Source organism: Pseudomonas sp. FP818 (assembly GCF_030687335.1).
GTDB classification, from domain to species: domain Bacteria; phylum Pseudomonadota; class Gammaproteobacteria; order Pseudomonadales; family Pseudomonadaceae; genus Aquipseudomonas; species Aquipseudomonas shahriarae.
In genome coordinates this window covers 2,240,003-2,261,748 of sequence record NZ_CP117427.1, presented here as the reverse complement: position 1 = coordinate 2,261,748, position 21,746 = coordinate 2,240,003, and the positions used below count along the sequence as shown (strand labels likewise).

At 62.8% G+C, this 21,746-nt stretch carries 20 protein-coding genes and 1 pseudogene; 6 read left to right on the top strand and 15 right to left on the bottom strand.

All coding sequences use genetic code 11. The features are described from left to right. Window positions 1-83 precede the first annotated feature (83 nt). From PSH80_RS10155 to iolC, 5 genes are all read right to left on the bottom strand, one after another. Window positions 84-1,094 (bottom strand): Gfo/Idh/MocA family protein, encoded by a 1,011-nt coding sequence (locus PSH80_RS10155; protein WP_057959198.1) that lies wholly within the window; start codon window positions 1,092-1,094, stop codon window positions 84-86. A gap of 19 nt (window positions 1,095-1,113) precedes the next feature. Further along, a complete protein-coding gene (gene iolD, locus PSH80_RS10150; protein WP_057959197.1) occupies window positions 1,114-3,045 on the bottom strand; it encodes a 3D-(3,5/4)-trihydroxycyclohexane-1,2-dione acylhydrolase (decyclizing) in 1,932 nt (643 codons plus the stop codon). A 25-nt stretch (window positions 3,046-3,070) separates the two neighbouring features. After that, complete coding sequence (gene iolB / locus PSH80_RS10145) at window positions 3,071-3,865, bottom strand: 5-deoxy-glucuronate isomerase (RefSeq protein WP_305420070.1); 795 nt, start codon at window positions 3,863-3,865, stop codon at window positions 3,071-3,073. After that, window positions 3,862-4,755, bottom strand: a complete 894-nt coding sequence (iolE, locus tag PSH80_RS10140) for a myo-inosose-2 dehydratase (RefSeq protein WP_057439070.1) — start codon at window positions 4,753-4,755, stop codon at window positions 3,862-3,864. Before iolE ends, iolB begins: the two co-directional genes overlap by 4 nt. Window positions 4,756-4,842: 87 nt before the next feature. Next, window positions 4,843-6,780, bottom strand: coding sequence for a 5-dehydro-2-deoxygluconokinase (gene iolC / locus PSH80_RS10135; protein WP_198848954.1), 1,938 nt, complete (start codon window positions 6,778-6,780; stop codon window positions 4,843-4,845). A gap of 241 nt (window positions 6,781-7,021) precedes the next feature. On the opposite strand from iolC, the gene PSH80_RS10130 reads away from it, so the two are divergent. Further along, on the top strand, window positions 7,022-7,942 hold the full coding sequence (locus tag PSH80_RS10130; RefSeq protein ID WP_057444762.1) for a MurR/RpiR family transcriptional regulator: 921 nt from the start codon (window positions 7,022-7,024) through the stop codon (window positions 7,940-7,942). Between the two features lie 141 nt (window positions 7,943-8,083). On the opposite strand, the gene PSH80_RS10125 is transcribed toward PSH80_RS10130, so the two are convergent. Further along, window positions 8,084-8,971 (bottom strand): hypothetical protein, encoded by an 888-nt coding sequence (locus PSH80_RS10125; RefSeq protein ID WP_305420065.1) that lies wholly within the window; start codon window positions 8,969-8,971, stop codon window positions 8,084-8,086. Window positions 8,972-9,368: 397 nt separating this feature from the next. Between PSH80_RS10125 and PSH80_RS10120 the strand changes: the two genes are divergently transcribed. Together PSH80_RS10120 and PSH80_RS10115 are read left to right on the top strand one after the other, a co-directional pair. Continuing rightward, window positions 9,369-10,052, top strand: coding sequence for a response regulator transcription factor (locus PSH80_RS10120; RefSeq protein WP_057439073.1), 684 nt, complete (start codon window positions 9,369-9,371; stop codon window positions 10,050-10,052). Further along, window positions 10,030-11,415, top strand: coding sequence for a HAMP domain-containing sensor histidine kinase (locus PSH80_RS10115; protein ID WP_057959193.1), 1,386 nt, complete (start codon window positions 10,030-10,032; stop codon window positions 11,413-11,415). The genes PSH80_RS10120 and PSH80_RS10115 overlap by 23 nt, the downstream gene beginning before the upstream one ends. Before the next feature lie 19 nt (window positions 11,416-11,434). Here PSH80_RS10115 and PSH80_RS10110 read toward each other — a convergent pair whose 3' ends face one another. The 4 genes from PSH80_RS10110 to PSH80_RS10095 all read right to left on the bottom strand — a co-directional run bounded on the left by PSH80_RS10110 (window position 11,435) and on the right by PSH80_RS10095 (window position 13,129). Further along, window positions 11,435-11,851: an SRPBCC family protein gene (locus PSH80_RS10110; RefSeq protein WP_057439074.1), complete on the bottom strand. Its 417-nt coding sequence runs from the start codon at window positions 11,849-11,851 to the stop codon at window positions 11,435-11,437. Window positions 11,852-11,922: 71 nt separating this feature from the next. After that, the gene (locus tag PSH80_RS10105; protein WP_081044213.1) at window positions 11,923-12,093 is read right to left on the bottom strand and encodes a metallothionein; all 171 of its coding nucleotides are present in this window, start codon (window positions 12,091-12,093) and stop codon (window positions 11,923-11,925) included. 90 nt (window positions 12,094-12,183) lie between these two features. Next, a complete protein-coding gene (locus PSH80_RS10100) occupies window positions 12,184-12,639 on the bottom strand; it encodes a DMT family transporter (RefSeq protein ID WP_057439075.1) in 456 nt (151 codons plus the stop codon). A gap of 4 nt (window positions 12,640-12,643) precedes the next feature. Next, entirely contained in the window at window positions 12,644-13,129 is a 486-nt protein-coding gene (locus PSH80_RS10095) for a DMT family transporter (RefSeq protein WP_057439076.1), read from the bottom strand. Between the two features lie 114 nt (window positions 13,130-13,243). On the opposite strand from PSH80_RS10095, the pseudogene PSH80_RS10090 reads away from it, so the two are divergent. Beyond that, window positions 13,244-14,179: pseudogene (locus tag PSH80_RS10090) on the top strand (LysR family transcriptional regulator). A gap of 1 nt (window position 14,180) precedes the next feature. Here PSH80_RS10090 and PSH80_RS10085 read toward each other — a convergent pair. The 3 genes from PSH80_RS10085 to PSH80_RS10075 form a co-directional block, all read right to left on the bottom strand. Beyond that, on the bottom strand, window positions 14,181-15,500 hold the full coding sequence (locus tag PSH80_RS10085; RefSeq protein ID WP_057444760.1) for an Nramp family divalent metal transporter: 1,320 nt from the start codon (window positions 15,498-15,500) through the stop codon (window positions 14,181-14,183). A 38-nt stretch (window positions 15,501-15,538) separates the two neighbouring features. Continuing rightward, entirely contained in the window at window positions 15,539-17,095 is a 1,557-nt protein-coding gene (locus PSH80_RS10080) for a DUF726 domain-containing protein (RefSeq protein WP_170060502.1), read from the bottom strand. A gap of 87 nt (window positions 17,096-17,182) precedes the next feature. Continuing rightward, on the bottom strand, window positions 17,183-17,407 hold the full coding sequence (locus tag PSH80_RS10075; protein ID WP_305420561.1) for a helix-turn-helix domain-containing protein: 225 nt from the start codon (window positions 17,405-17,407) through the stop codon (window positions 17,183-17,185). 40 nt (window positions 17,408-17,447) lie between these two features. Here PSH80_RS10075 and PSH80_RS10070 point away from each other — a divergent pair, with 40 nt between their 5' ends. After that, window positions 17,448-19,256 (top strand): monovalent cation:proton antiporter-2 (CPA2) family protein, encoded by a 1,809-nt coding sequence (locus PSH80_RS10070; protein WP_057959191.1) that lies wholly within the window; start codon window positions 17,448-17,450, stop codon window positions 19,254-19,256. Between the two features lie 73 nt (window positions 19,257-19,329). Next, window positions 19,330-19,914, top strand: a complete 585-nt coding sequence (locus PSH80_RS10065) for a hypothetical protein (protein ID WP_057439079.1) — start codon at window positions 19,330-19,332, stop codon at window positions 19,912-19,914. Between the two features lie 135 nt (window positions 19,915-20,049). Here the strand turns inward: PSH80_RS10065 and cobF are convergent, their stop codons facing one another. Together cobF and PSH80_RS10055 are read right to left on the bottom strand one after the other, a co-directional pair. After that, complete coding sequence (gene cobF, locus PSH80_RS10060; RefSeq protein WP_128593410.1) at window positions 20,050-20,808, bottom strand: precorrin-6A synthase (deacetylating); 759 nt, start codon at window positions 20,806-20,808, stop codon at window positions 20,050-20,052. A gap of 47 nt (window positions 20,809-20,855) precedes the next feature. Continuing rightward, the gene (locus tag PSH80_RS10055; RefSeq protein ID WP_128593409.1) at window positions 20,856-21,422 is read right to left on the bottom strand and encodes a histidine phosphatase family protein; all 567 of its coding nucleotides are present in this window, start codon (window positions 21,420-21,422) and stop codon (window positions 20,856-20,858) included. Window positions 21,423-21,746 lie beyond the last annotated feature (324 nt).

Genomic DNA, 21,746 nt, shown 5'->3' with positions numbered 1-21,746 from the left:
GCCTGCGATAGCGGTGTTTCAGGCCCTACCTCTGTTGCTGATCCACCGCTATCGCAGGCAAGCCAGCGCCTACACTGACCGCGCTAGCCGTAGAATGCCGGGCGCTGCGACAGGCTGACCGCAACGATCTGCCCACTGCCCTGGGCCTCGATACACGCGTCCGCCGCCACCGCTGCGGCAAAGCCATCCCACGCCGAAGGCCCACCTACCTGGCCGGCCCGCACGCCATCAATAAAGGCCTGCAACTCGACGTCATAGGCCGCGATAAAGCGGTCTTTCCAATCCATCAGAATCGCATTCGACAGCTTGGCGCCGCTGCGCAATTGCACCTGGGACGGCTCTGGCAATTTGGCAATGCCGGTCTCACCCACCACCTCGCACTGGATGTCGTAGCCGTACTGGCAGTTCACAAACACTTCCACATCAATCCGCGTGCCCCTGGCGGTTTCCAGCAGCACGATCTGCGGGTCGCGCAAATGGCTCAGGGCCTTGCTGGTTTTACGCGGGAACACCACCTGCACCGACACATAGTCATCGGCCAGCAGCCAGCGCAACACGTCCAGCTCGTGGATCAAGGTGTCGGTGATGGCCATGCTGGTGTTGTAGTTCTCACCCACGCTCGGGTTGCGATGGGCGCAATGCAGCATCAACGGTTCGCCGATCTGGCCGCTGTCGAGCACCGCCTTGAGGGCCTGGTAGCCCTGGTCATACGGGCGCATAAAACCGACCTGGACCAGGCGTTTGCCGTGGGCCACTTCCGCCTCGACGATCTTGCGACAGCCCTCGGCGGTGACGGCCAGGGGTTTTTCACAGAACACCGGTTTGCCGGCCGCGATAGCCGCCAGCACAAATTCCTCATGGCTCGGCCCCCAGGAGGTGACCAGCACCGCCTCGACCTGCGCCGAATGGATCAGCGCATGACCGTCGGCGTACACCTCGGCGTTCAGTTGCAGGTCAGCCACCACCTGGGCCGCCTGCTCAAGGTTGATATCGGTGACCGCCACCACCTGGCTGTTGAGCAAGGTCTGGCTGCAGCGGCGGATATGGTCCCGGCCGATAGCGCCCGTACCGATCACACCCAGCTTCAAAGACATGGCAACACTCCTCTTATTGTCAGTACTGCCGGGCCTTGGCCAGGCGTTCATTAAGTTGTTTGGCGCAGGCGTTGGTGCGTTCGCTGGTGGAGACCTGCGCCACACCGACCCGCCACCACGACAGGTAGCCGTGAATCATGGTTTTGGGCAGCACCTTGATATCAATCAGCGTCGACACGCTTTGCGCGCGTGCATCGGCCAGCGCGGCGTGCAGTTGTTCCACGGTCGTGACCTTGTAGGTCTTGCAGCCATAGGCCGCCGCGCTCATGGCGAAATCCACCGGCACCAGGCCGCCATCGAGCTTGCCGCTGTCGGGGTTGCGGAAGCGGAACTCGGTGCCGAAGCTGTCCATGCCATTGCCCATCTGCAGGTTGTTGATGCAACCGAAGGCCATGTTGTCCAGCAGCACCACATTGATCTTGCGCCGCTCCTGGATCGAGGTCGCCAGCTCCGAATGCAGCATCATGTACGAGCCATCGCCGACCAGGGCATAGACCTCCCGCGCGGGCTCGGCCAGCTTCACGCCCAGGGCCGCATTGATCTCGTAGCCCATGCACGAATAACCGTACTCGACGTGGTAAGTGTTGACGCCCTTGCTGCGCCAGCTGCGCTGCAAATCCCCCGGCAGGCTGCCGGCGGCGGCGACAATCACCGCATCGTCGGCCAGGGTTGCGTTGAGCACGCCGAGCACCTGGCTCTGGGTCAGGCAGGAACCGGTCAGCTCGATGAATTCGCGCAGCACCGCCGGATCCATATGGTCGTTGACCTCTGGGGTGAAGTCGGCGTCGGTGTAGCGCGCCTGATGGACCCGGTCCACCTCGGCATCCCCCTGCGCACGGGCCTGGCGTGGCTGCTCGCCCCATTGCGTGGCGTAATCGCCCAGCGCGTCGGTCAATGCTTGCAGCCCGACCTTGGCATCTGCCAGAACCTGGACCCCGTCGAGTTTCAGTACATCGCCGGGGCTGATATTGAGGTTGAGAAACTGCACCTCGGGATGCTGGAACAGCGACTTGGAGGAGGTGGTGAAGTCGGTATAGCGCGTGCCAATGCCGATGATCAGGTCGGCGTCCCGAGCCAGCAGGTTGGCGGCCAGGCAGCCGGTTTCGCCGATACCGCCGACATTCAGCGGGTGGCTGGAGACGATGGCGCTCTTGCCGGCCTGGGTCTCGGCAAAGGGGATCTGAAAGCGCTCGGCAAAAGCCTGCAGTGCGGCATTCGCGCCGGAGTACTTGACCCCGCCACCGCAGATAATCAGCGGTTTGCCCTTGGACTTGAGCAGCGTGACAGCGTCGCGCAGCATCGCTTCGGTGGCCGGGCGGCGCTCCAGACGGTGCACGCGCTTTTGCAGGAAATAATCGGGGTAATCCCAGGCCTCGGCCTGCACGTCCTGGGGCAAGGCCAGGGTCACCGCGCCGGTTTCGGCCGGGTCGGTCAAGACACGCATGGCGTGGATCGCCGCACTCATCAACTGCTCGGGACGGTTGATGCGATCCCAGTACTTGCTCACCGCACGAAACGCGTCGTTGGTGCTGATGCTCAGGTCATGGAATTGTTCGATCTGCTGCAACACCGGGTCCGGCTGGCGGCAGGCATACACATCGCCGGGTAGCAGCAACAAAGGGATGCGGTTGGCCGTGGCGGTGGCGGCGGCGGTCAGCATATTCGCCGCGCCGGGGCCGACCGAAGCGGTGCAGGCGTAGACCTTGCGCCGCAAATGCTGCTTGGCAAAACCAATCGCGGCATGGGCCATGCCCTGCTCGTTGCGGCCCTGGTGCACCACCAGGTCGCCACTGTCTTGCTCCAGGGCCTGGCCCAGGCCCAGCACATTGCCGTGGCCGAAGATGGTGAACACCCCGGCGACAAACTTGCTCTGCACGCCATCGACTTCGATGTACTGGTTATCGAGGAACTTCACCAGGGCCTGGGCCATGGTCAATCGGGTGGTGGTCATGTTGGGTCCCCTCGGCGCCTACGGGTTAAAGGTCCAGCAGCCAACTGTGCTGCGGGTCATTGTGAAAGTGCCAGGCGCGCTTGGGGCCGGCCATCACATTCAAGTAATAGGACTCGTAGCCATAGGGCACGCTGACGGGGTGATAGCCCTTGGGCACCACCACCAGGTCGTGGTTTTCCACGGCCATGGCCTGGTCGATGCTGCGGTCGTCGGTGTACACCCGCTGGAACACAAAGCCCTGGGACGGGTTGATCTGGTGGTAATAGGTTTCTTCAAGAAAGCTCTGGTGCGGCAAGTCATCGGTATCGTGCTTGTGCGGCGGGTAGCTGGACGAATGCCCGGACGGCGTGCGCACCTCCACCACCAGCAACGAATGGGCCGGCTCGCTGTCGGGCAGGATGTCGCAGACATAACGCGTGTTGGCGCCCTTGCCACGCACGCTGCGTCGACACTGCTCAGGGCGGATCAGCCGGGGCGTGAAACCGCCGGCCGTGGCGCCCGGCGCGGCGCAGACGGCGATCTGCACATCGCTCAGGGCGATCACCTGGGCAAGCGTGCCCGGTGGCAGGTAGGCGGCAAACGGCGATTTGTCTTCAAATACCGATTGGCGATCACCCAGGTTCTGCCAACTGAACCCTTCGCCCTCGATCGTGACCCGGCCACTGAGCAGCACCAGGCACAGCTCGTTGTCGTCGGCGCTGACCGGCAATGTTTGCCCCAGGCTCAGGCGGTAAGCGGCAAACCCTACATATTCCAGGCGCCCCTCTGGCAGTGCGACCATGGTTGGCCCGCGCGGGGTGCTTTTGACCAGCAGGCTCATTGTGCAGCCCTCGCATCCAGCAGCGCGCGCAAGGTATCAAAGCCTTTTTTCGCATAGATATAGCTGGGTGCCACGGCCGGATCCTGCTCGGCTTCCACCACCAGCCAGCCACGGTAGCCGGCGCCCAGCAGCACATCCAGCAACTCGGCGAAGTCGATATCGCCATCGCCCGGCACGGTGAAGGTGCCATTGACGATGCAGTCGGGGAAGCTCCACAGCTGGTTGCGCGCCAGTTGCACCACCGCTTTGCGCACATCCTTGAAGTGCACATGGCACACACGCCCCAGATGCTTGCGTAGCACCTCGACCGGCTCGCCGCCGCCCATATAGCAGTGCCCCGAATCGAACAGCAGGCCGACCTCCGGGCCGGTGAGGCGCATCAGGGTGTCGATGTCCTCCGGGGACTCGACGTACGCGCCCATATGATGGTGGTAGGCCAGGCGCACGCCCTGGGACAGGGTAAAACGCGCCAATTCGGTGAGTTTGTCGGCATAGGCTTGCCATGCCTGCTCGCTGTGAAAACGCGGGCGTTCGATCAGGCGGATCGGCGAGCCCTGGATCGAGTCGGCCACTTCGCCGTAGACCAGCACCGTGGCGCCGTTCTCGCGCAGCAGTTGCACATGGCTGGCGATGGCGTCGATTTCCTCGGCCACCGAGCGCCGGGCCAGGCGGCTGGAATACCAGCCGGAGACCAGTGCCAGGTCGTAGGGGCGTAACACATCGCCCACGCCCTTGGCGTCCTTGGGGAACTTGCCGTTGAGTTCAAAACCTTCGTAGCCGATGGCCTTGCCTTCGCTGAGCGCGGTGCTCAAGGGCGTTTCGCCGCCCAGGGCCGGCAGGTCGTCGTTACTCCAGGAGATGGGGTTGATGCCAATACGGATTGCGGGCATGGCTGCACCTTTTATTGTTTTAACCTTAAGGCTGCTGATATCTGCTTCTGTGGGCGCTGGCTTGCCAGCTCCCACCTTTGAGCGTGTTTAAATTCTGGAGCTGCGCCAAGCCTGGATCAGTTGTTCGAAGGTTTGCTGCACCTGCTGGATCAGGGTTTCATCATCAATCTCCCCCGCCATCCACGCCCTGCTCGGCTCCTGGAAAATCGTCCGACCCACGGCAAACCCGCGGCAGGTCCGGCTCTGGCTGGCCTGCTGGAACCCCTCGGCCAACGCTTGCGCCGAGGCATTCAGGCCCAGCAATACCACGCCCCGGCAATAAGGGTCGCGCTCCTCGATCAGCTCATCAAGCTGCCGCCACTGCTCGGCACTCTGCGCCTCGATCTTCCACCAGGCCGGGTAGATGCCCAGGTTGTACAGGCGCTTGAGGCTGCGATAGAGCACATCCGGGTAGTTCGAGGGATGATCCTTGGGCGGCACCACTTCCAGCAGCAGTTCATGGCCACTGGTTTGCGCGGCCTGATACAGGGCCTTGAGCTGCGCCTCCTGCTCCAGGCGAAGCAGCGGCTCGTCGTCGGGGTGAAACTGCACCAGGCACTTGATGATCTGCTCCTGGGGCCAGGCAATCAGGTTGCTGCCGATCGAGCGGCCATGTTCGAACGCCAGCGGCCGCGAACCCTGTACCTCTACCGGGCGCGCCACCCACCAACCACGGCCGGTGGCGGCGTTCAGCGCATCCTGGCCGAAACGCTGGTCGGCCAAAATACCCACATCGGCCTCCACCCCCTGCTCGCCCAGCTTGCTCTCCACACGCTCCACTGCCTGGATAAACAGCTGCTTGATCGCGCTGACCCGCGCCGGGTCCTGGCCGCCTTTTTGCGCCAGTTCCAGCAATTGCCAGCGATGGTCAAAAGCGAACACAAACAGCTGCTTCCAGGTTTTGCGCGGCACACTGACCTGATGCAAACGCTGCAGTACCAAATCCTGATCCGGCCGGGTGATAGGCACCGGGCTGTTGAACAGATACTCAAGCTCCGCCGGAGTCGGCATTGCCGGGGCGCAGGCATGGCGCGACACCACCAACCCGCCGCAGGCATTGGCCAGCTGGCAGCAACGCGCGTCACCGGCGTCGTTCAACCAGCCACTGAGGAAGCCCGACATAAACGCATCGCCGGCGCCCAGCACATTCAGCACTTCGACGCGCACGCCGGGATAGATCGCACCGTCTTCGAGGCGCGCCGGTATATCCCCATGAATCACCGTGCACCCTTGCGGGCCGAGCTTGACCACCAGGGTCGCCGCCGTCAGTTGGCGCACGTTACGCAAAGCGCTGAGCAGGTCGTGGCTGGCACCGGCAATCAAAAATTCCTCTTCGGTGCCGACAATCAGGTCAAAGCGCGGCAGGATGCCTTGCAGGTGCTGGCTGACGTTCTGGTCGGCGACAAAACGCGTCTCGCCGTCAGCCTTGCCTGCCAGGCCCCAGAGCACTGGGCGGTAGTCGATATCCAGCACACGCTTGACGCCGTGCTGCTCGGCGTAATCCAGGGCCTGGAGGCTGGCCTGGTACACGCCGTCGGTGGAGAAATGGGTGCCGGTGATCAGCAGCGCCTTGCTGCTGGCGATAAAGGCTTCGCGAATGTCCTCGGCACGCAGGGCCATGTCGGCACAGTTTTCGCGGTAGAACACCAGGGGGAAGGTTTCGCGGTCCTTGAGGCCCAGCAGGACCATGGCAGTCAGGCGCTGCGGGTCGAGCGTGATACCGCTGACATCACAGCCCTCGCGCGCCAGGGACTCTACGAGGAAGCGCCCCATATGATCGTCGCCGACCCGGCTCAGCATCGCCGACTTAAGCCCCAGGCGCGCCGTACCGAAGGCAATATTGGCGGACGATCCACCCAGGTACTTGGCGAAACTGGTGACATCTTCCAGCCGCGCCCCGACTTGCTGCGCGTAAAGATCGACGCCCATGCGTCCAAGACAAATCAGATCCAATTGACGACCACTGGCAAAACGAGTCTGGCCCATGCTGGCTCCTGTTATTTTTATCAGCCCGCGCCTGCCATCGTGACGGCGACGCTCTTGGTGGATGCAGACTAGGACGTCCGGCGCCATCAATCAATATTTATTCTATAAATTTTTTATGTGGAATATATTTTCCATTAAGATATTTTTTGCCGCCTTCCCTGTAGACTTGTGCCCATTGACCTATTGTCAGGGGCGACGTGCCAGCCGCATGCTCCGTAAGAACAAGCCAGAAGGATTGCCTATGTCCCGCACCGATCAGCAGGCTCCCGCCGAGACCGAGGTCACCGAGGTTCTCGCCAGTCCTCCGATCAATGCCGAGCGTCTGTTGCAGTTGATCACCGATGAATACGAAAGCCTGCCCCGCCAGCTCAAGCGCATCGCCAGCTATATGAGCCAGCAGAGCGATCGGATCATGGTCGACCGCATCAGCGATATCGCCCGGGAATGCGAAGTTCACCCTTCGGCCATCGTGCGGTTTTCCCAGCGCTTTGGTTTCAGCGGCTTCAGCGAAATGCAGGCGTTGTTTCGCGAGGCGTATACCCACAAGACCACGCCGGTGCAGAACTACCAGCAGCGCATCCGCAGCATGATCGCCAACAAGTCGCAGAAAGCCAGCGGCGGCGACCTGGCCCGTGAATGCGTGAATGCCACGCTGTCGGGCATCGAGCGCCTGGGCTTGGAGCTGGACGACGCGGCCTTCGAGAAAGCCGTGGACCTGGTGGTCAACGCCGACAATATCTATGTGGTCGGCGTACGCCGCTCCTTTGCGGTGGCCGACTACCTGGTCTACAACCTGCAGCACACCAACAAGCGTATCCACCTGGTCTCGGGCCTGGGCGGCAGCTACCGCGAACAGATGCGCAGCGTGCGCGCCAATGACTTGGTGATCGCGATCAGCTTCACGCCCTACGGCAAGGAAACCCAGCACTGCCTGCGTATCGCCCAGCACCACCAGGCCAAGACGCTGATCATCACCGACAGCAACCTGTCACCGCTGGCCAAGCGCGCCAACACGGTGCTGCTGGTCAATGAAGGGTCGTCGTTCGCGTTCCGCTCGCTGAGTGCCACGCTGTGCCTGTGCCAGGCGCTGTTTATTGCGGTGGCGTACCGGCTGGAACTGAAGGTTGATGAGATTCACGAACAGGTAGGGTTTGACGACTAAAAAAGGCCGCCCTGCCATGCAGGAGCGGCCTCGATCAAGCGGGTACGCGGGTTAGTGCATGAAGATCGCGATCAGGATAATGACCGGGATCGGCACACCGAGGAACCACAGCAGTAATGAGCGCATGACGTTCTCCTTGAGTTAACGAATGGTTTCCAGATACACCACGGCGTCGCGGCGGCGACCGCCGAAGGTGGCGGCGAAACTGGCGAAGAAAGCACCGAGCAACAGTGCGACAAAGGTCCACAGCGAGGTCACGGCGGCGATTTTGCTGGCGGTGTCGGCGGCCTGCCTGGCTTTCAACTTGGCCTCTTCCAGGGCTTTGCGGGCGTCACCGTAGACCTGGTCGACGCGCCGTTCGGCATCGGCCTGGCTGAGGTTGGTGCGCTGGCTGATCAACTGCGCCAGGTAGGCACGGTCCTGCGGGGCCAACTGGCCGTCATTGCCCAGAGTGCGGGCGAAGATCCGCGCCACCACACCATGCACTGCGTCATCACTGGCGGCTGCCGGGCGATCATCGCGGAACAGGCTGTCAACGTAATAGCCGAAATCGTCGCCATTGGCCGCATTGCCGGCGGCCTGGGTCAAGCCGCTGGCTGCGCCCGAGGCCACACTCGCACCGGCCTGCACCCCACCACCGACGATGCTGCTGACCGAGCCGACCACCAGGGTCGCGGTCACCAGCGTGGCCACGGCCCAGGCGAGAAAACCATGGGCGGTGTCGCGAAAGTACACCTCATCGCCATGCATATTGGCCCACTTGACCCGCAGCCGACCGGCGAGATAACCGCCCAGTCCCGCCGCGACAATCTGGGTGAAGGCCAGCCAGATAATCGTGGAAATGCCCAGGCCCTTGGCGCTGATGCCACTGTCGGCCCACGGCGACACCGCCGAAAAGCCCAGGCCGAAGCCCAGCAGCACCAGGACCAGGGACAACGCAGCGGCGGCCGCAGCCCCGGCAAAGATCGCCCCCCAGGAAACCCCGGAGAGCGTGCTCGACTCTTGCAAAGTGGATGAGGATGTCATCATTGTTGTTGTGCTCCAGGCATTGAAAAATGGTGTTACATCTGTCGAAACGGACAGTGCAGACGCCGTGCCAGTCGCCTTAAAAATAAAAACCCATTAATTTCAATCAGATAAGCAAGTTGAACTTCCAAGAATCATGCAACTTGCAAGAACCAGGCATAGAGGGCGGGCGTTATGCACTCCCAGGACCGGCACCGCCAACCCCTGTGGGAGCGGGCTTGCCCGCGATGGCGGCGTGTCAGTCACCGAATGCTTGGGCTGATCTACCGCTATCGCGAGCACGCCGGCTCCCACATTTGACCGAGGCGACCTTGAGAATGGCCTACATGAATTTTCTTTTAGAAACCTCGCTGGCATTTCTTGGCAAAATGCCCCACTCCCGTGTGACCAGGTAACCTGTATGACCCGCATTTTGACCATCGAAGACGACGCCGTGACGGCCCGCGAGATCGTCGCTGAGTTAAGCAGTCATGGACTGGACGTGGACTGGGTCGACAACGGCCGCGAAGGTCTGACGCGGGCAGTCAGTGGCGATTACGACCTGATCACCCTCGATCGCATGCTCCCGGAGCTCGATGGCCTGGCCATTGTCACCACCTTGCGCACCCTCGGCGTGTCGACGCCGATCCTGATGATCAGCGCCCTCTCCGACGTGGATGAACGGGTACGCGGCCTGCGCGCCGGTGGCGATGACTACCTGACCAAACCCTTTGCCTCCGACGAGATGGCCGCGCGGGTCGAGGTGCTGCTACGCCGCAACAACGCGGTCAAGGCCGCGCAAACCGCACTGCGCGTGGCTGACCTGGAACTGAACCTGATCAGCCGCGAAGCCAGCCGTGCCGACCAGCCGCTGAGCCTGCTGCCGACCGAGTACAAGTTGCTGGAATTCCTGATGCGCAACACCGGGCAGATCCTCTCGCGGATGATGATCTTCGAGGAAGTCTGGGGTTATCACTTCGACCCGGGGACCAACCTGATCGACGTGCACATTGGCCGCCTGCGCAAGAAAATCGACCCGCCAGGCCTGACGCCGCTGATCCGCACGGTACGAGGTTCGGGCTATGTCATTGCTGAACCCGTCTAACGGCTGGCGCTCGTCCAGCAGCCGTCTGCTGGCACTGTACAGCTCGCTGTTCGTGGCCTGGAGCTGCATCCTCATGGGGGTGCTGTATTACGAGGTCTCGGGTTATCTGGGCAACCTGTCGCGCCACTCGCTGATGCAGCGCCAGCATCTGTTCCAGCGTTTCAACGGCGCGCAACTGGATGAAGCCCTGGCCACCAGCATGACCTTCGATATGAAGGGCATGGATGCCTATGGCCTGTTCGATGGGCAACAGCGCCCCCTCAGCGGCCCGCTCCAGCAGATCCCCGCAGGCTTGCCCCTGGACGGGCGCATCCATGCCTTGGCCAACTGCATCGAATCGGATGACCCGAAACTGCCCCGGGGCAGCTGCGACGCCGTGGCGACCCACACCCAGGATGGCCGCTGGCTGGTGCTGGTGCGCGACAACGGCTCGTTGCTGGGCGTGACGCGGATCATCCTGCAGGCCCTGCTCTGGGCGATCTCCCTGACCATCATCCCCGGCGTCGCCGGCTGGCATCTGCTGCGCCGGCGCCCTTTGCGGCGGATTCGCGGGATCCAGGCCAGCGCCGAAGCCATCGTCGCCGGCGACCTGACCCACCGCCTGCCGCTGTCCAACCGCCGCGATGAACTGGACATGCTCGCGGCCATCGTCAATGCCATGCTTGAGCGTATTGAAAAGCTGATGAACGAGGTCAAGGGCGTGTGCGACAACATTGCCCACGATCTGCGCACCCCACTGACCCGCTTGCGTGCGCAGCTGTACCGGATCAAGCAGCAGACCGATGAAGGTTCGCCGCAGGCCCTGCAGCTTGATGAAGTCATCAGCGAGACCGACACCCTGATGGCGCGCTTTCGCGGCCTGTTGCGCATCTCCGAGCTGGAAGACCGTCAACGACGCTCCGGTTTCCTGGTCTTCGATCCCCTGCCCTTGCTCCAGGAACTGCATGATTTCTACCTGCCACTGGCGGAAGAAGGCCAGTTGGAGCTGCTGCTGCAAGTCCCCGAATCATTGCCGCCGATCACCGGTGACCGCGCACTGTTGTTCGAGGCCCTGGCCAACCTGCTGAGCAATTCGATCAAGTTCACCCCGCCGGGCGGCGAAGTGATTCTGCGCGGGCTCGACCAGGCGGGCAGTGCGCGCATCGAGGTACTGGACTCCGGCCCGGGAATCCCGGAAACGGAACGCGCGGCGGTATTCCAGCGGTTTTACCGGGTCGACGGTGGTCAGCAGGGCAGCTTTGGCCTGGGCCTGTCGATTGTGGCGGCGATCGTCAACCTGCATGGCTTCGGCCTGGAAGTCGGCAGTAGCGAGCGTGGGGGCGCGCGGTTGACCCTGGAGTGCCGCGCACAACAGCCGCTGTAGGAGCCGGCTTGCCGGCGGATCAGGCCGGGAAGTTTTTGCGCAGGGCCTCGACGCCGCCGGTGTAGACGCCGCTGAACAGCTCTTCCACCTCGGCATCCGTCACACCGGCAATCGGAGTGAACACACCCGACCAAGTGACTTTGGCCGAATGCTCACCCAGCGCTTCAACCTGCAATGTCGCCAAATAGGCACTGACCGGAAACGGCGATTCGCTGATGGTGTAGCTGTAGGTGCGCGCAACGTTGTCAAAGGTCTGCAAGTGCTCGACCACCACGGCGCCATCCGCCGTTTGCAGGTGACGCACGCGCCCGCCTTCACCCGGCTCGCTCTTGGCAATCAATGGCAGCCAGTCAGGCAACGAGTTGAACCCGCCGACCAGTTGCCAGACTTGATCGGCCGAGACCGGGATTTCAATGACAGCAGCTGCTTTGGCCACGATAAAACTCCACGACAGGGGAAAAAGTCAGGCAGCTTACGCTGCCTGGTGGTGTTGGCGCTATTGGCCGATCAGCCATGGGCCGACTTGGCACACTCGCAGCCGGTCGCCGATTCGCACGGCTCGCCATGGGCATGGTGCTCGGCACAACCCTGGCAGCAATAGCCCTTGCCGTCTTTGATCACAGCGTTCGGCCCCAGTACACATTTGCAATGTGGGCAAGCACAGGTTGGATCTGGCATGTTAAGACTCCTTTTTCATGGTCGTCCTGGTGCAGCGAATGCTGGCACCTTAAGCAGTGACTCCCGCCCGCCACCCAAGGTTCAGCGCCGTTAATCAGCCTGGCGTGCACTGCTGCGGTACATGAACACCAGTGCCAACGCCAGGCACAGCATCGCCAGCACCCGGCTGCCGGACAGTTCGATGGCGGTGTTGCCCAGCCAGCCGAAGTTGTCGATCAGCATGCCCATGGCCAATTGGCCGACGATCACCGCGACCGTCGCCACCGCCGTGCCCACGATCGGCACCGCACCGACCATCACCATCATGTACACCACACCGAACAACGCCCCGGTCAGTTGCCACTTGGGCACCTCCAACAGGCTGACGGCCTGGGCCGGTTCGAAGAACAGGATCAGCAGGCCAGTCACCAGCGTGCCCACCGAGAACGTCACCAGGCTGCTGCGCAGCACACCGACGGTTTGCCCCAGGCGCCCATTGATCGCCGCCTGCACACTCAACACCGCGCCGGCGGCAACCACCAGCACCAACAATAGAAGCAGATTCATCGCCTTAACCCCGCGCAATCAAAACAAGAGCCACCACAATCAACAGCAACGCAATCCAGCGTTCACCGTTGACCCGCTTGCGGGCAGTGCCGAACCAGCCAAAGTGGTCGATCAGCACACTCTTGCCGACCTGCCCGGAGAGGATCGCGATCATGGTCATGGCAATGCCGATATGGGGCGTGGCCAGGGTCAGCACCACCACATACATCGGCCCCAGGAACCCACCGATCAGCTGCCAGCGCGGCAGCTCGTTGAGGGCCGGACCTTGTTGTGGGCCGCTGAACAGCAGCAGCAACAGGAGGATCGCCGTGCCCACCGCGAAGATGCTCAAGGTCGCCCACAAGTGCCCCACCTGGGCACCCAACGGCCCCAGCAACCCGGCCTCCACCGACAGGCCCATGCCTGCCAGGATCACCAGCGGCAACAGCAGCAGCCCCAGGCGGTTTTTTGGTCGAGCCTGGGCCGCGGCCTCAAGAGAAGAACTTTGCATACAGCACCTACAGGTCAGAAGAACAATGACGCGCATTATCCGGTGGCACACCTGTGCGATAAATGGGAGCATGCCGACAACACCTTTGCGCAATACGCACAGCATGGAGTGACGATGCAGGGCTTCAACGAGCTGAGTTTCAAGGCGCTACGCCTGTTTGTCGCGGTGCTGGACCACGGCAGCTTCTCTGAAGTCGCACGCCGCGAAGGCCTGGCGCCCTCTTCCATCTCCCGGCAGATCCAGTTGATGGAACAGGCCCTGAGCCAGCAATTGCTGTATCGGCATACCCGTGCGGTCAGCCCCACGGAAGCCGGGCGCTTGCTCGGGCATCATGCGCGCTTGATGCTGCAACAGCTGGAAGAAGCCGGGCAGGCCCTGCAGGAACAGGAAAGCGAGCCCAGCGGCCTGGTGCGCATCAATGCGCCCATGGTGTTCGGCCAGCGCCACCTGTCACCCCCTGGCTGGCCGAGTTGTGCCAGCGATACCCCAAGCTGCAACTGGATATCCAGCAGACCGACACCTACGTCGATCCCCTGCAGGAAGGCGCCGACTTGTTGTTCCGTATCGGTGTGCTCAACGATTCCGGAATGCAGGCGCCGTATTTTCGCGCCCCAGCGCTACCGGATTGCCGCCAGCCCCGACTACCTGGCGCGCTTTGGCACTCCACGCCATCCCGATGAACTGCTCAATCACCAGTGCCTGGCGTACAAGGGCGTGAACGGCCAGCAGCGTTGGTTCTTCCGCCGCGCCCAGGACGACTGGACGCCCTATACAGTCAAGGGCCCGATTACCGGCAACCACGCCGACACCCTGGCGCGCGCCGCCGAACAGGGCCTGGGGTTCGTGGTGTTCCCTTCATGGCTGATCGGCGACAGCCTGCGCGCCGGACGCTTGCAGGCGGTGCTGACCGAATATGAAGTGGCCACCACCCTGGAGCCGCAGCAGATTGCCGCGCTGTGGCCCGGCAGCCGGCGGTTGTCGGTGAAGGTGCGCACGGTCATCGACTTCTTTGTCGAACGCTTCGGCAGCGTGCCCTACTGGGACCGCTGACTCAGAACAGCCACTGGCCGATCAGCCAGGCGTTGGCGCCGCTGATCACACTAAACAGGCTCCAGGCCAGGATCCTGGTGGGCAGGCGATTGACGAACGGCCCCATCAGTTGCCGGTCGCCGGTCATGCGGATCAACGGGTACAGGGCAAAGGGCAACTGCAGGCTGAGCACCACCTGGCTGAGGATCAGCAACTTGCCAATGGCATCATCGCCCATCAACCACACCCCGAGAAACGCCGGGATCAGCGCCAGGCCACGGGTGATCAGGCGGCGTTGCCAGCAAGGAATGCGCAGATTGAGGTAACCCTCCATGATCACCTGGCCGGCGATGGTGCCGGTGAAGGTCGAGCTTTGCCCGGACGCCAGCAAGGCAATGCCGAACAGGATACTGGCAAAGGCGCCGCCCACCAGCGGGTCCAGCAGGTGGTAGGCGTCCTGGATTTCCACGACCTCGGTATGACCGCTCTGGTGGAATGCCGCGGCGGCCAGCACCAGGATCGCCGAGTTGACCAGCAAGGCCAGGGCCAGGGAACCGATGGTGTCGATACGCGCCAGCTTGACCGCGTCCTGGCGGCTGGCCAGGTCTTTGCCGAACAGGCGGGTTTGCACGATGGACGTGTGCAGATACAGGTTATGTGGCATCACGGTGGCCCCAAGGATACCAATGGCCAGGTACAACGGCGCCGCATCGCTGATCGCCGAGAGCGACGGGGTGAAGCCACGCATGACATCCGGCCAATAGGGTTTGATCAACACCAGTTCGACAAAGAAACACACACCGATGGTCGCCACCAGCGCCAGCATGATCGCTTCCAGGCGCCGGAAGCCGCGGTTTTGCAGGGCCAGGATCAGCAGCGTGTCAAACGCGGTAATGACAATACCGGTGGTCAGCGATACCCCCAGCAACAGGTGGAACGCCAGGGCGCAGCCGAGGACTTCGGCCAGGTCGGTGGCGATAATCGAGATTTCCGCCAGCACCCATTGCGTGCGCGCTGAACGCCGGCTGTAGCGCTCGCGGCACAGCTGCGCCAGGTCCTTGCCGGTGGCGATGCCCAGCCGCGAACACAGGCACTGCACCGCCATCCCCGCCAGGCTGGCGAGCAACACCACAAACAGCAGGTTGTAGCCATAGCGCGACCCGGCCTCGATGGCCGTGGCCCAGTTGCCGGGGTCCATGTAGCCGATGGAAATCAGCAGGCCGGGACCGGCAAACTGCAGCACCCGTTTGAAAAACGGCGCACGGGGATCGACGGGGATGGTGCCCGCCACTTCCGGAGGGCAAAACGGGGCGGTCGCAATTTTCGGCAGGCTGAATTTCACGCGGGGTACCCGGCAGACACACAAGACAAGGACGCAGCTTAGCAGTCAGGCGAGACCGTGCGCATCAGCGTTTCCCGGGGCAGATCAAGCGCCTCGACCACCTGCACCACCAGGTCCATTTCCTGATTCAGCGCCTCGCGCTCCATGCGCTGGCGAATCACCCCCAGCACCAGAACCGCCAGGGTCGTGATGGAATACGCCGGCCCGGAAAACGCCCGTACCCCGCTCACCAGCAGCATGGCCGCCGCCAGCGCCTGCCCCACCACCGGAATCGCCGTGGCCGCACCGCGCCGCAGGATAAACCCGGTCAACCCGGCCAGCGCCGTTCCGCTCAATGCGGTGGTGGCCGAGCGGCCAACATCGAAACGGTGGAAAAACCCCTGTTCCTTTTGCGCGGCGGCCCGGAGTTCGGCCTCGAACACCTGGCGGTCGGCCTGGCTGAGTTTGTCCTTGTACTGTTCGATCAGGGTCTCGGCGACCCGCTCTTCCAGGCTCACCAGGGCCACGCTGTCGATGGGCTGGTCAAACTTGATACCGACGCGCAGGGCCACGTCCTGGGCCAATTGGCGGTAACTCACGCCGTGCCCACGGGCCAGGTTCATAAAGCTGTCACCGCCCATGCGCTGCAACTCGATGGCCAACTGCAGTGGGTCGCGCACATCCGCAGCGATGGTCGCACTGCGCTTGGCGGCCATCAGCTCGGCGAGGAACTGCAACTCTGGCGCCCGTGCCTGGAGCAGCACCGGATACAGGTCCACATCCTCTTCGGCAAAGCGCACCTCGGCACTGCGCTGGTCCGCACGGATCATGCCCCGGCGCTCTTGCAGCAAGTCGGTGTACTGCACCACGGTCTGCAACTGCGGCCAGTAGGCAGCGTGGTCGAACGTGACCAGATGCACATTGGTCACTTTGCCCTTGAGGGATGGCGTCAAGGGGATGGCATAGCGGCCAATACAGCGCTCGGTATCCGGCTTGAGCGCCAGGGCCCAGTCCTTGCTGGAGTGGCAATTGATCACGCGCCCCTTGAGCGGTGCCGACACCTGCTCCCAGGGGCTGGACGTGCAAATCGCCCCGCCCATCAACAACAGGTGATTGAGGGGCAGTTCCCGGGCCAGCTCCGGGCTGGCCAACAGGCTCTTGACCAGCAGGCGTGCGCCCAGGGAGTGGCCGATCAAGTTGATCTGACGGACCTCGATCGACTCGGCGTGCAGGTAGTTGGCCAGCTCCGCCAACAGCGTCCTGGCCACCTCGTCCACCCGCGCCTCGACACTTTTGTAGTGATCGAGAAAATAACCCACCGCCTTGCCCAGACCCACGGTCGCCGCGCCCAGGCTGCCGCCGCCGAGCATCGAGGCAATGATGTCCTTGAAGGGGGCGAAGAGGTTTTCCAGGAAATGCCCGGCCGGCCAGAACAGCATCAGGTTGGTCGAACCCTCGATCCCCGCCAGCTGCGCCTGGAAACTGGCCAGTTGTTGCTGGTTGAAAAACGCAGAATAACCATGGACATAGAGATTGAGCACCTGCCCCTGGGGCTCGCCGCACAGCACGAACGAGGGCTTGCGGGTGCGGTGCATTTCATCCCACTGGTGTTGCATGAGGCGTTGGCTCCTGGTGAAAACGCAGGGCGATAGTAACAAGAATTGGCGCAGGACCTGGCCCTGTAAAGGACTGCATCCAGCACATCAGTTGGCGAAGTTGTCGATCTTGACCTGCCCGTCCGGGAACGTCGCCCGGATGTAGTTGCGCAAGGTGCTGATGTACCTATCGGTACGACGCTCCATCTTGGAAACCGCCGCCTGGTTGATATCTAATGCCTTGGCCAGGCTTTCCTGGCTCAACAGGCGCTGGCGCAATGCGTCGTGCCTTGGCAAAAATTCAGATTCAACAGCGTAAAAGCGCGCTCTAATAGCGCCCTGTCGATTCGCCTCAAAGATTCTGGAGTAAGCGATGCCCCATGAAGGCAACCTGTTACAAGCGGCCGTAGTTTTCCTGTTGGCGGCGGTGCTGACCGTGCCTCTGGCCAAGCGCCTGCAATTGGGCGCGGTGCTGGGCTATCTGTTCGCCGGTGTGATCATCGGCCCCTCGGTGCTGGGGTTGGTGGGCAACCCGCAAAGTGTCGCGCAGTTCTCCGAGCTGGGGGTGGTGTTGTTGCTGTTCATCATCGGCCTGGAACTGTCGCCAAAACGCCTGTGGGTGATGCGCAAGGCGGTGTTTGGCGTGGGCCTGGCGCAGGTGCTGCTGACCGCGATGGTGATAGGTGCAGTAGCGCTCTGGGCCTTTGGCCAGTCGTGGAATAGCGCGATTGTGCTGGGCCTGGGCCTGGCGCTGTCCTCCACCGCCTTCGGCCTGCAAAGCCTGGCCGAACGCAAGGAACTGAACAGCCCCCACGGGCGCCTGGCCTTTGCGATCCTGCTGTTCCAGGACATCGCGGCAATCCCGCTGATCGCCATGGTGCCGCTGCTGGCCGGCAGCGACCACACCACCACTGCCGCCCAGGACCTGAACCACGGTTTGCAGGTACTGGGCAGCATCGCCGTGGTGATCATCGGCGGTCGCTACCTGTTGCGGCCGGTGTTTCGTATTGTCGCCAAGACCGGCCTGCGCGAAGTGTCCACCGCCACCGCGCTGCTGGTGGTGATCGGCACCGCCTGGCTGATGGAGCTGGTGGGCGTGTCCATGGCCCTCGGCGCATTCCTCGCCGGCCTGCTGCTGGCCGACTCGGAATACCGCCATGAACTGGAATCGCAGATCGAGCCGTTCAAGGGCCTGCTGCTGGGGTTGTTCTTTATCAGCGTGGGCATGGGCGCCAATATCGGCCTGTTGTTCAGCACGCCCTTTGTGGTGCTGGGCCTGACCCTGCTGCTGATCGCCATCAAGTTGCCGCTGCTGTACGCAGTCGGGCAGATGGTCGGCGAGCTGAACCGCGAGAGCGCGGTGCGCCTGGGCGTGGTCCTGGCGGCCGGCGGTGAGTTTGCCTTTGTGGTGTTCAAGATCGGCCGCGACCAGGGCCTGTTTGCCCCGCACCTGTACGATGTGCTGGTGCTGACCATCACCCTGTCCATGGCCCTCACCCCGCTCCTGCTACTGCTGTGCCCGAAGCTGTTCCGGCCCAAGACCAAGCCGGTGGATGTGCCGGAAGAATACCGCGCGATCGAGAGCGATGCGCCGCGCGTGGTGATCGCCGGGATGGGCCGGATGGGGCAGATCGTGGCGCGGATCCTGAGGGCGCAGAACATTTCATTTATCGCCCTCGACACCTCGGTGGAAACCATCGATCTGACCCGCAGTTTCGGCGGCATGCCGGTGTTCTACGGCGATCCCCAGCGCCCAGAGATCCTGCACGCGGCCAAGGTCGACCAGGCCGAGTACTTCGTGATTGCCATGGATGATCCGGAAATCAACATCAAGACCGCCGAGCTGGTGCGCAATCTCTACCCGCACATGAAGATCATCGCCCGCGCCCGTAACCGCCAGCACGTGCACCGCCTGGTGGACCTGGACGCGTCACCGGTGCGCGAAACCTTCTATTCCAGCCTGGAAATGAGCCGCCGCACCCTGGTCGGCCTGGGCCTGAGCGAGACCCAGGCCGATGCGCGGATCAACCGCTTCAAGCACCACGACCTGCAATTGCTGGCGGCCCAGCACGCGGTGTACGACGACGCGGCCAAGGTGATGCAGTCGGCCCAGGAAGCCCGTGCGGAACTGGCGCGGTTGTTTGAAATGGACCGCCTCGAAGAGGAGTCCGCAAAGGTCTGAGGATGGATCCGAACGAAATTGCGAATTTTCTGACAGAATATGGCGCAATTTCGTTCATCCATTGGAAGACCTCATGCTCACCCTCAGCAAAATCGCCACCCGCCTGGCCCTGGCGCTGACCGTCAGCCTGGGCGCCAGCCCGCTGTTCGCGGCAGCCAAGCCGGCCGCCGCGCCGCCGGACGACTTCCAGATCGTCTCGACCCTGGACGGCAAATTCACCTTCACCCTGCCCAAGGGCTATGTCGCCGATGCCCTGCCTGCCGGCGCGCAAGCCCAGGGCACCGCTGGCGCCAACGGCACGATGTATATCAACCAGGCCTCAAAAAGCGTGGTGGTGGTGGCCCAGACCCTGCGCAATGACGGGATCGACTTGAAGGACGACGAACCGCTGTTTCTCGACAGCGCGGTCGAGGGTTTCCTCAAGGACGTCGGCACCAGCCTGCCGGACTACAAGAAACTGGCGCAGAAGAAACTGCTGATCAAAGGCGTGGGCCTGCGCCAGATTGATGGCACGGCCACCATGGGCGGCGGCAAGACCTTGAACTCGACCTTCCTCGCAGGCTCCGGCAACCGGTTGCTGGTGATCCAGGCCATTTCCCGGGCTGAGGATGTGACGGGGCATGGGCTGCTGGTCAGGCAGATTACCAGCGGCAAGTGACATCCCCCTAGGAACCACACATCCAATGTGGGAGCGGGCTTGCCCGCGATCGCGGTGTATCAGCCAATACATAGGCTGACTGACACGCCGCCATCGCGGGCAAGCCCGCTCCCACTTTGTTTATTGCATTCCCCCCTACGGCTTGCGTAGCAGGTAGGTATCCATGATCCAGCCATTGGCCTGGCGCGCCGCCTTGCGCACGCGCTCGATTTCCTCGGCCACCTCGGCCACCTTGCCGCTGATCAGGATTTCATCCGGCGTGCCCAGGTACGCGCCCCAGTAAATCTCCAGGCCCTGGTCCGCGACGCTGCGGTAGGAGTCCTCGGCGTCGAGCATCACCACCAGGGTATCGGCATCGCTGGCCTGCCCCGCCGCGAGCCGGCGCCCGGTGGTGATCTCGATGGACCGGCCAATGCGGTTCAACGGCACTTTGTGCTGGGCCGCCAGGGCCTGGACGCTGGTAATCCCGGGGATGACCTCGAACTCAAACTCACTGCCGCCACTGGCCAGGATCGCCTGCAGGATGCGGATGGTGCTGTCGTACAACGCCGGGTCGCCCCAGGCCAGGAAAGCGCCCACTTCGCCGTCGGCCATTTCCTGGTTGATCATGCGCTCGAACGTCTGTTGCTTGTCGCGATTCAGATCCTGCACGGCCGTGGTGTAGTCGATCTCGCCACGCACACGCTCGGGGCAGTCGGCTTCGACAAAGCGATAGGTGCGGTCGGCGTCGATATAGGTCTGGCAGATTTCCCGGCGCAGGTCGATCAGCTTGTCCTTGCTCTGGCCCTTGTCCATCAGGAAAAACACGTCGGTGCGGTTAAGCGCCTTCACCGCCTGCATCGTGATGTAGTCGGGGTTGCCGGCGCCAATGCCGATGATCAGGATCTTTTTCATGAAGGGGTTCTCAGTGCGGGGCTGCGATTTTGCCATGTTCGCGCGGCTCAGGTCTCGCGTGTTTCCAGGCGCAGGCGCCACACACCGTTGAAACGCAGTTCGGTGGAGGACAACGGCTCCACATCTATCCGGTTGAACATCGCCAGCGGGCCTTGCATGACGTAGAGCAACGCGGCGCGGATCACAAAGGGGTGGGTCACCGCCACGACATGGCCCGGGATCTGCTCCAGGGTGTGCAGCCACTGCCCGACCCGTTCACACACTTGTGCAACGGATTCGCCGCCATGGGGAGCGGCCGTGCTGTCCGTCAACCAGGCCTGCAAAGCCTCGGGTTCGGCTTGCTCTATCTCATCCAGGCGCTGCCCTCGCCATCGCCCGAAATCACAGTCGCGCAGGGCCTCGTCTACCTGCGGGTGCTCGCCAAACAGCAGGGCCGTCTGCCGGGCGCGCAGCTCGGGGCCGCACAGCAAACGGGGGGCGCGCTTGAAGCGCTTTGCCTGGGCCAACGGCATCTGCTGCTCCTCCGTCTCCAACGGTTCATCCAAGGCAAAACGCGAGCGTTTGCGGGCCTGGGTGCTGGCGTGGGCAATCAGGGTCAAGCGAGTGGCCGGCATACAAAGCTCCACGGGTTAAGTGATTTCTAGATGTCACAGCGATCCAGGCAAGTCGCGCCACTGTAGGCCGCCCACACGCCGTAAACCAGCCCCTGTGGATCGCACTTGAAGGCGCTTACAACCTGCAGCGGAACTGATGCTCGTCGCTCATCACCCAGTCATTGCCCTGGCCGCTGAATCACTGCGTTCAAAGAATCATCCCCCCCTTATTTTCAAGGACGTGTCCATGAATTCTATCGAATCACGCCTACCTAGTTTTTCCAATGCCACACGCTCCTTCGCAGAACCCCCGCCGGAATCGGGCGCAGCCCACTCGTCAAGTCG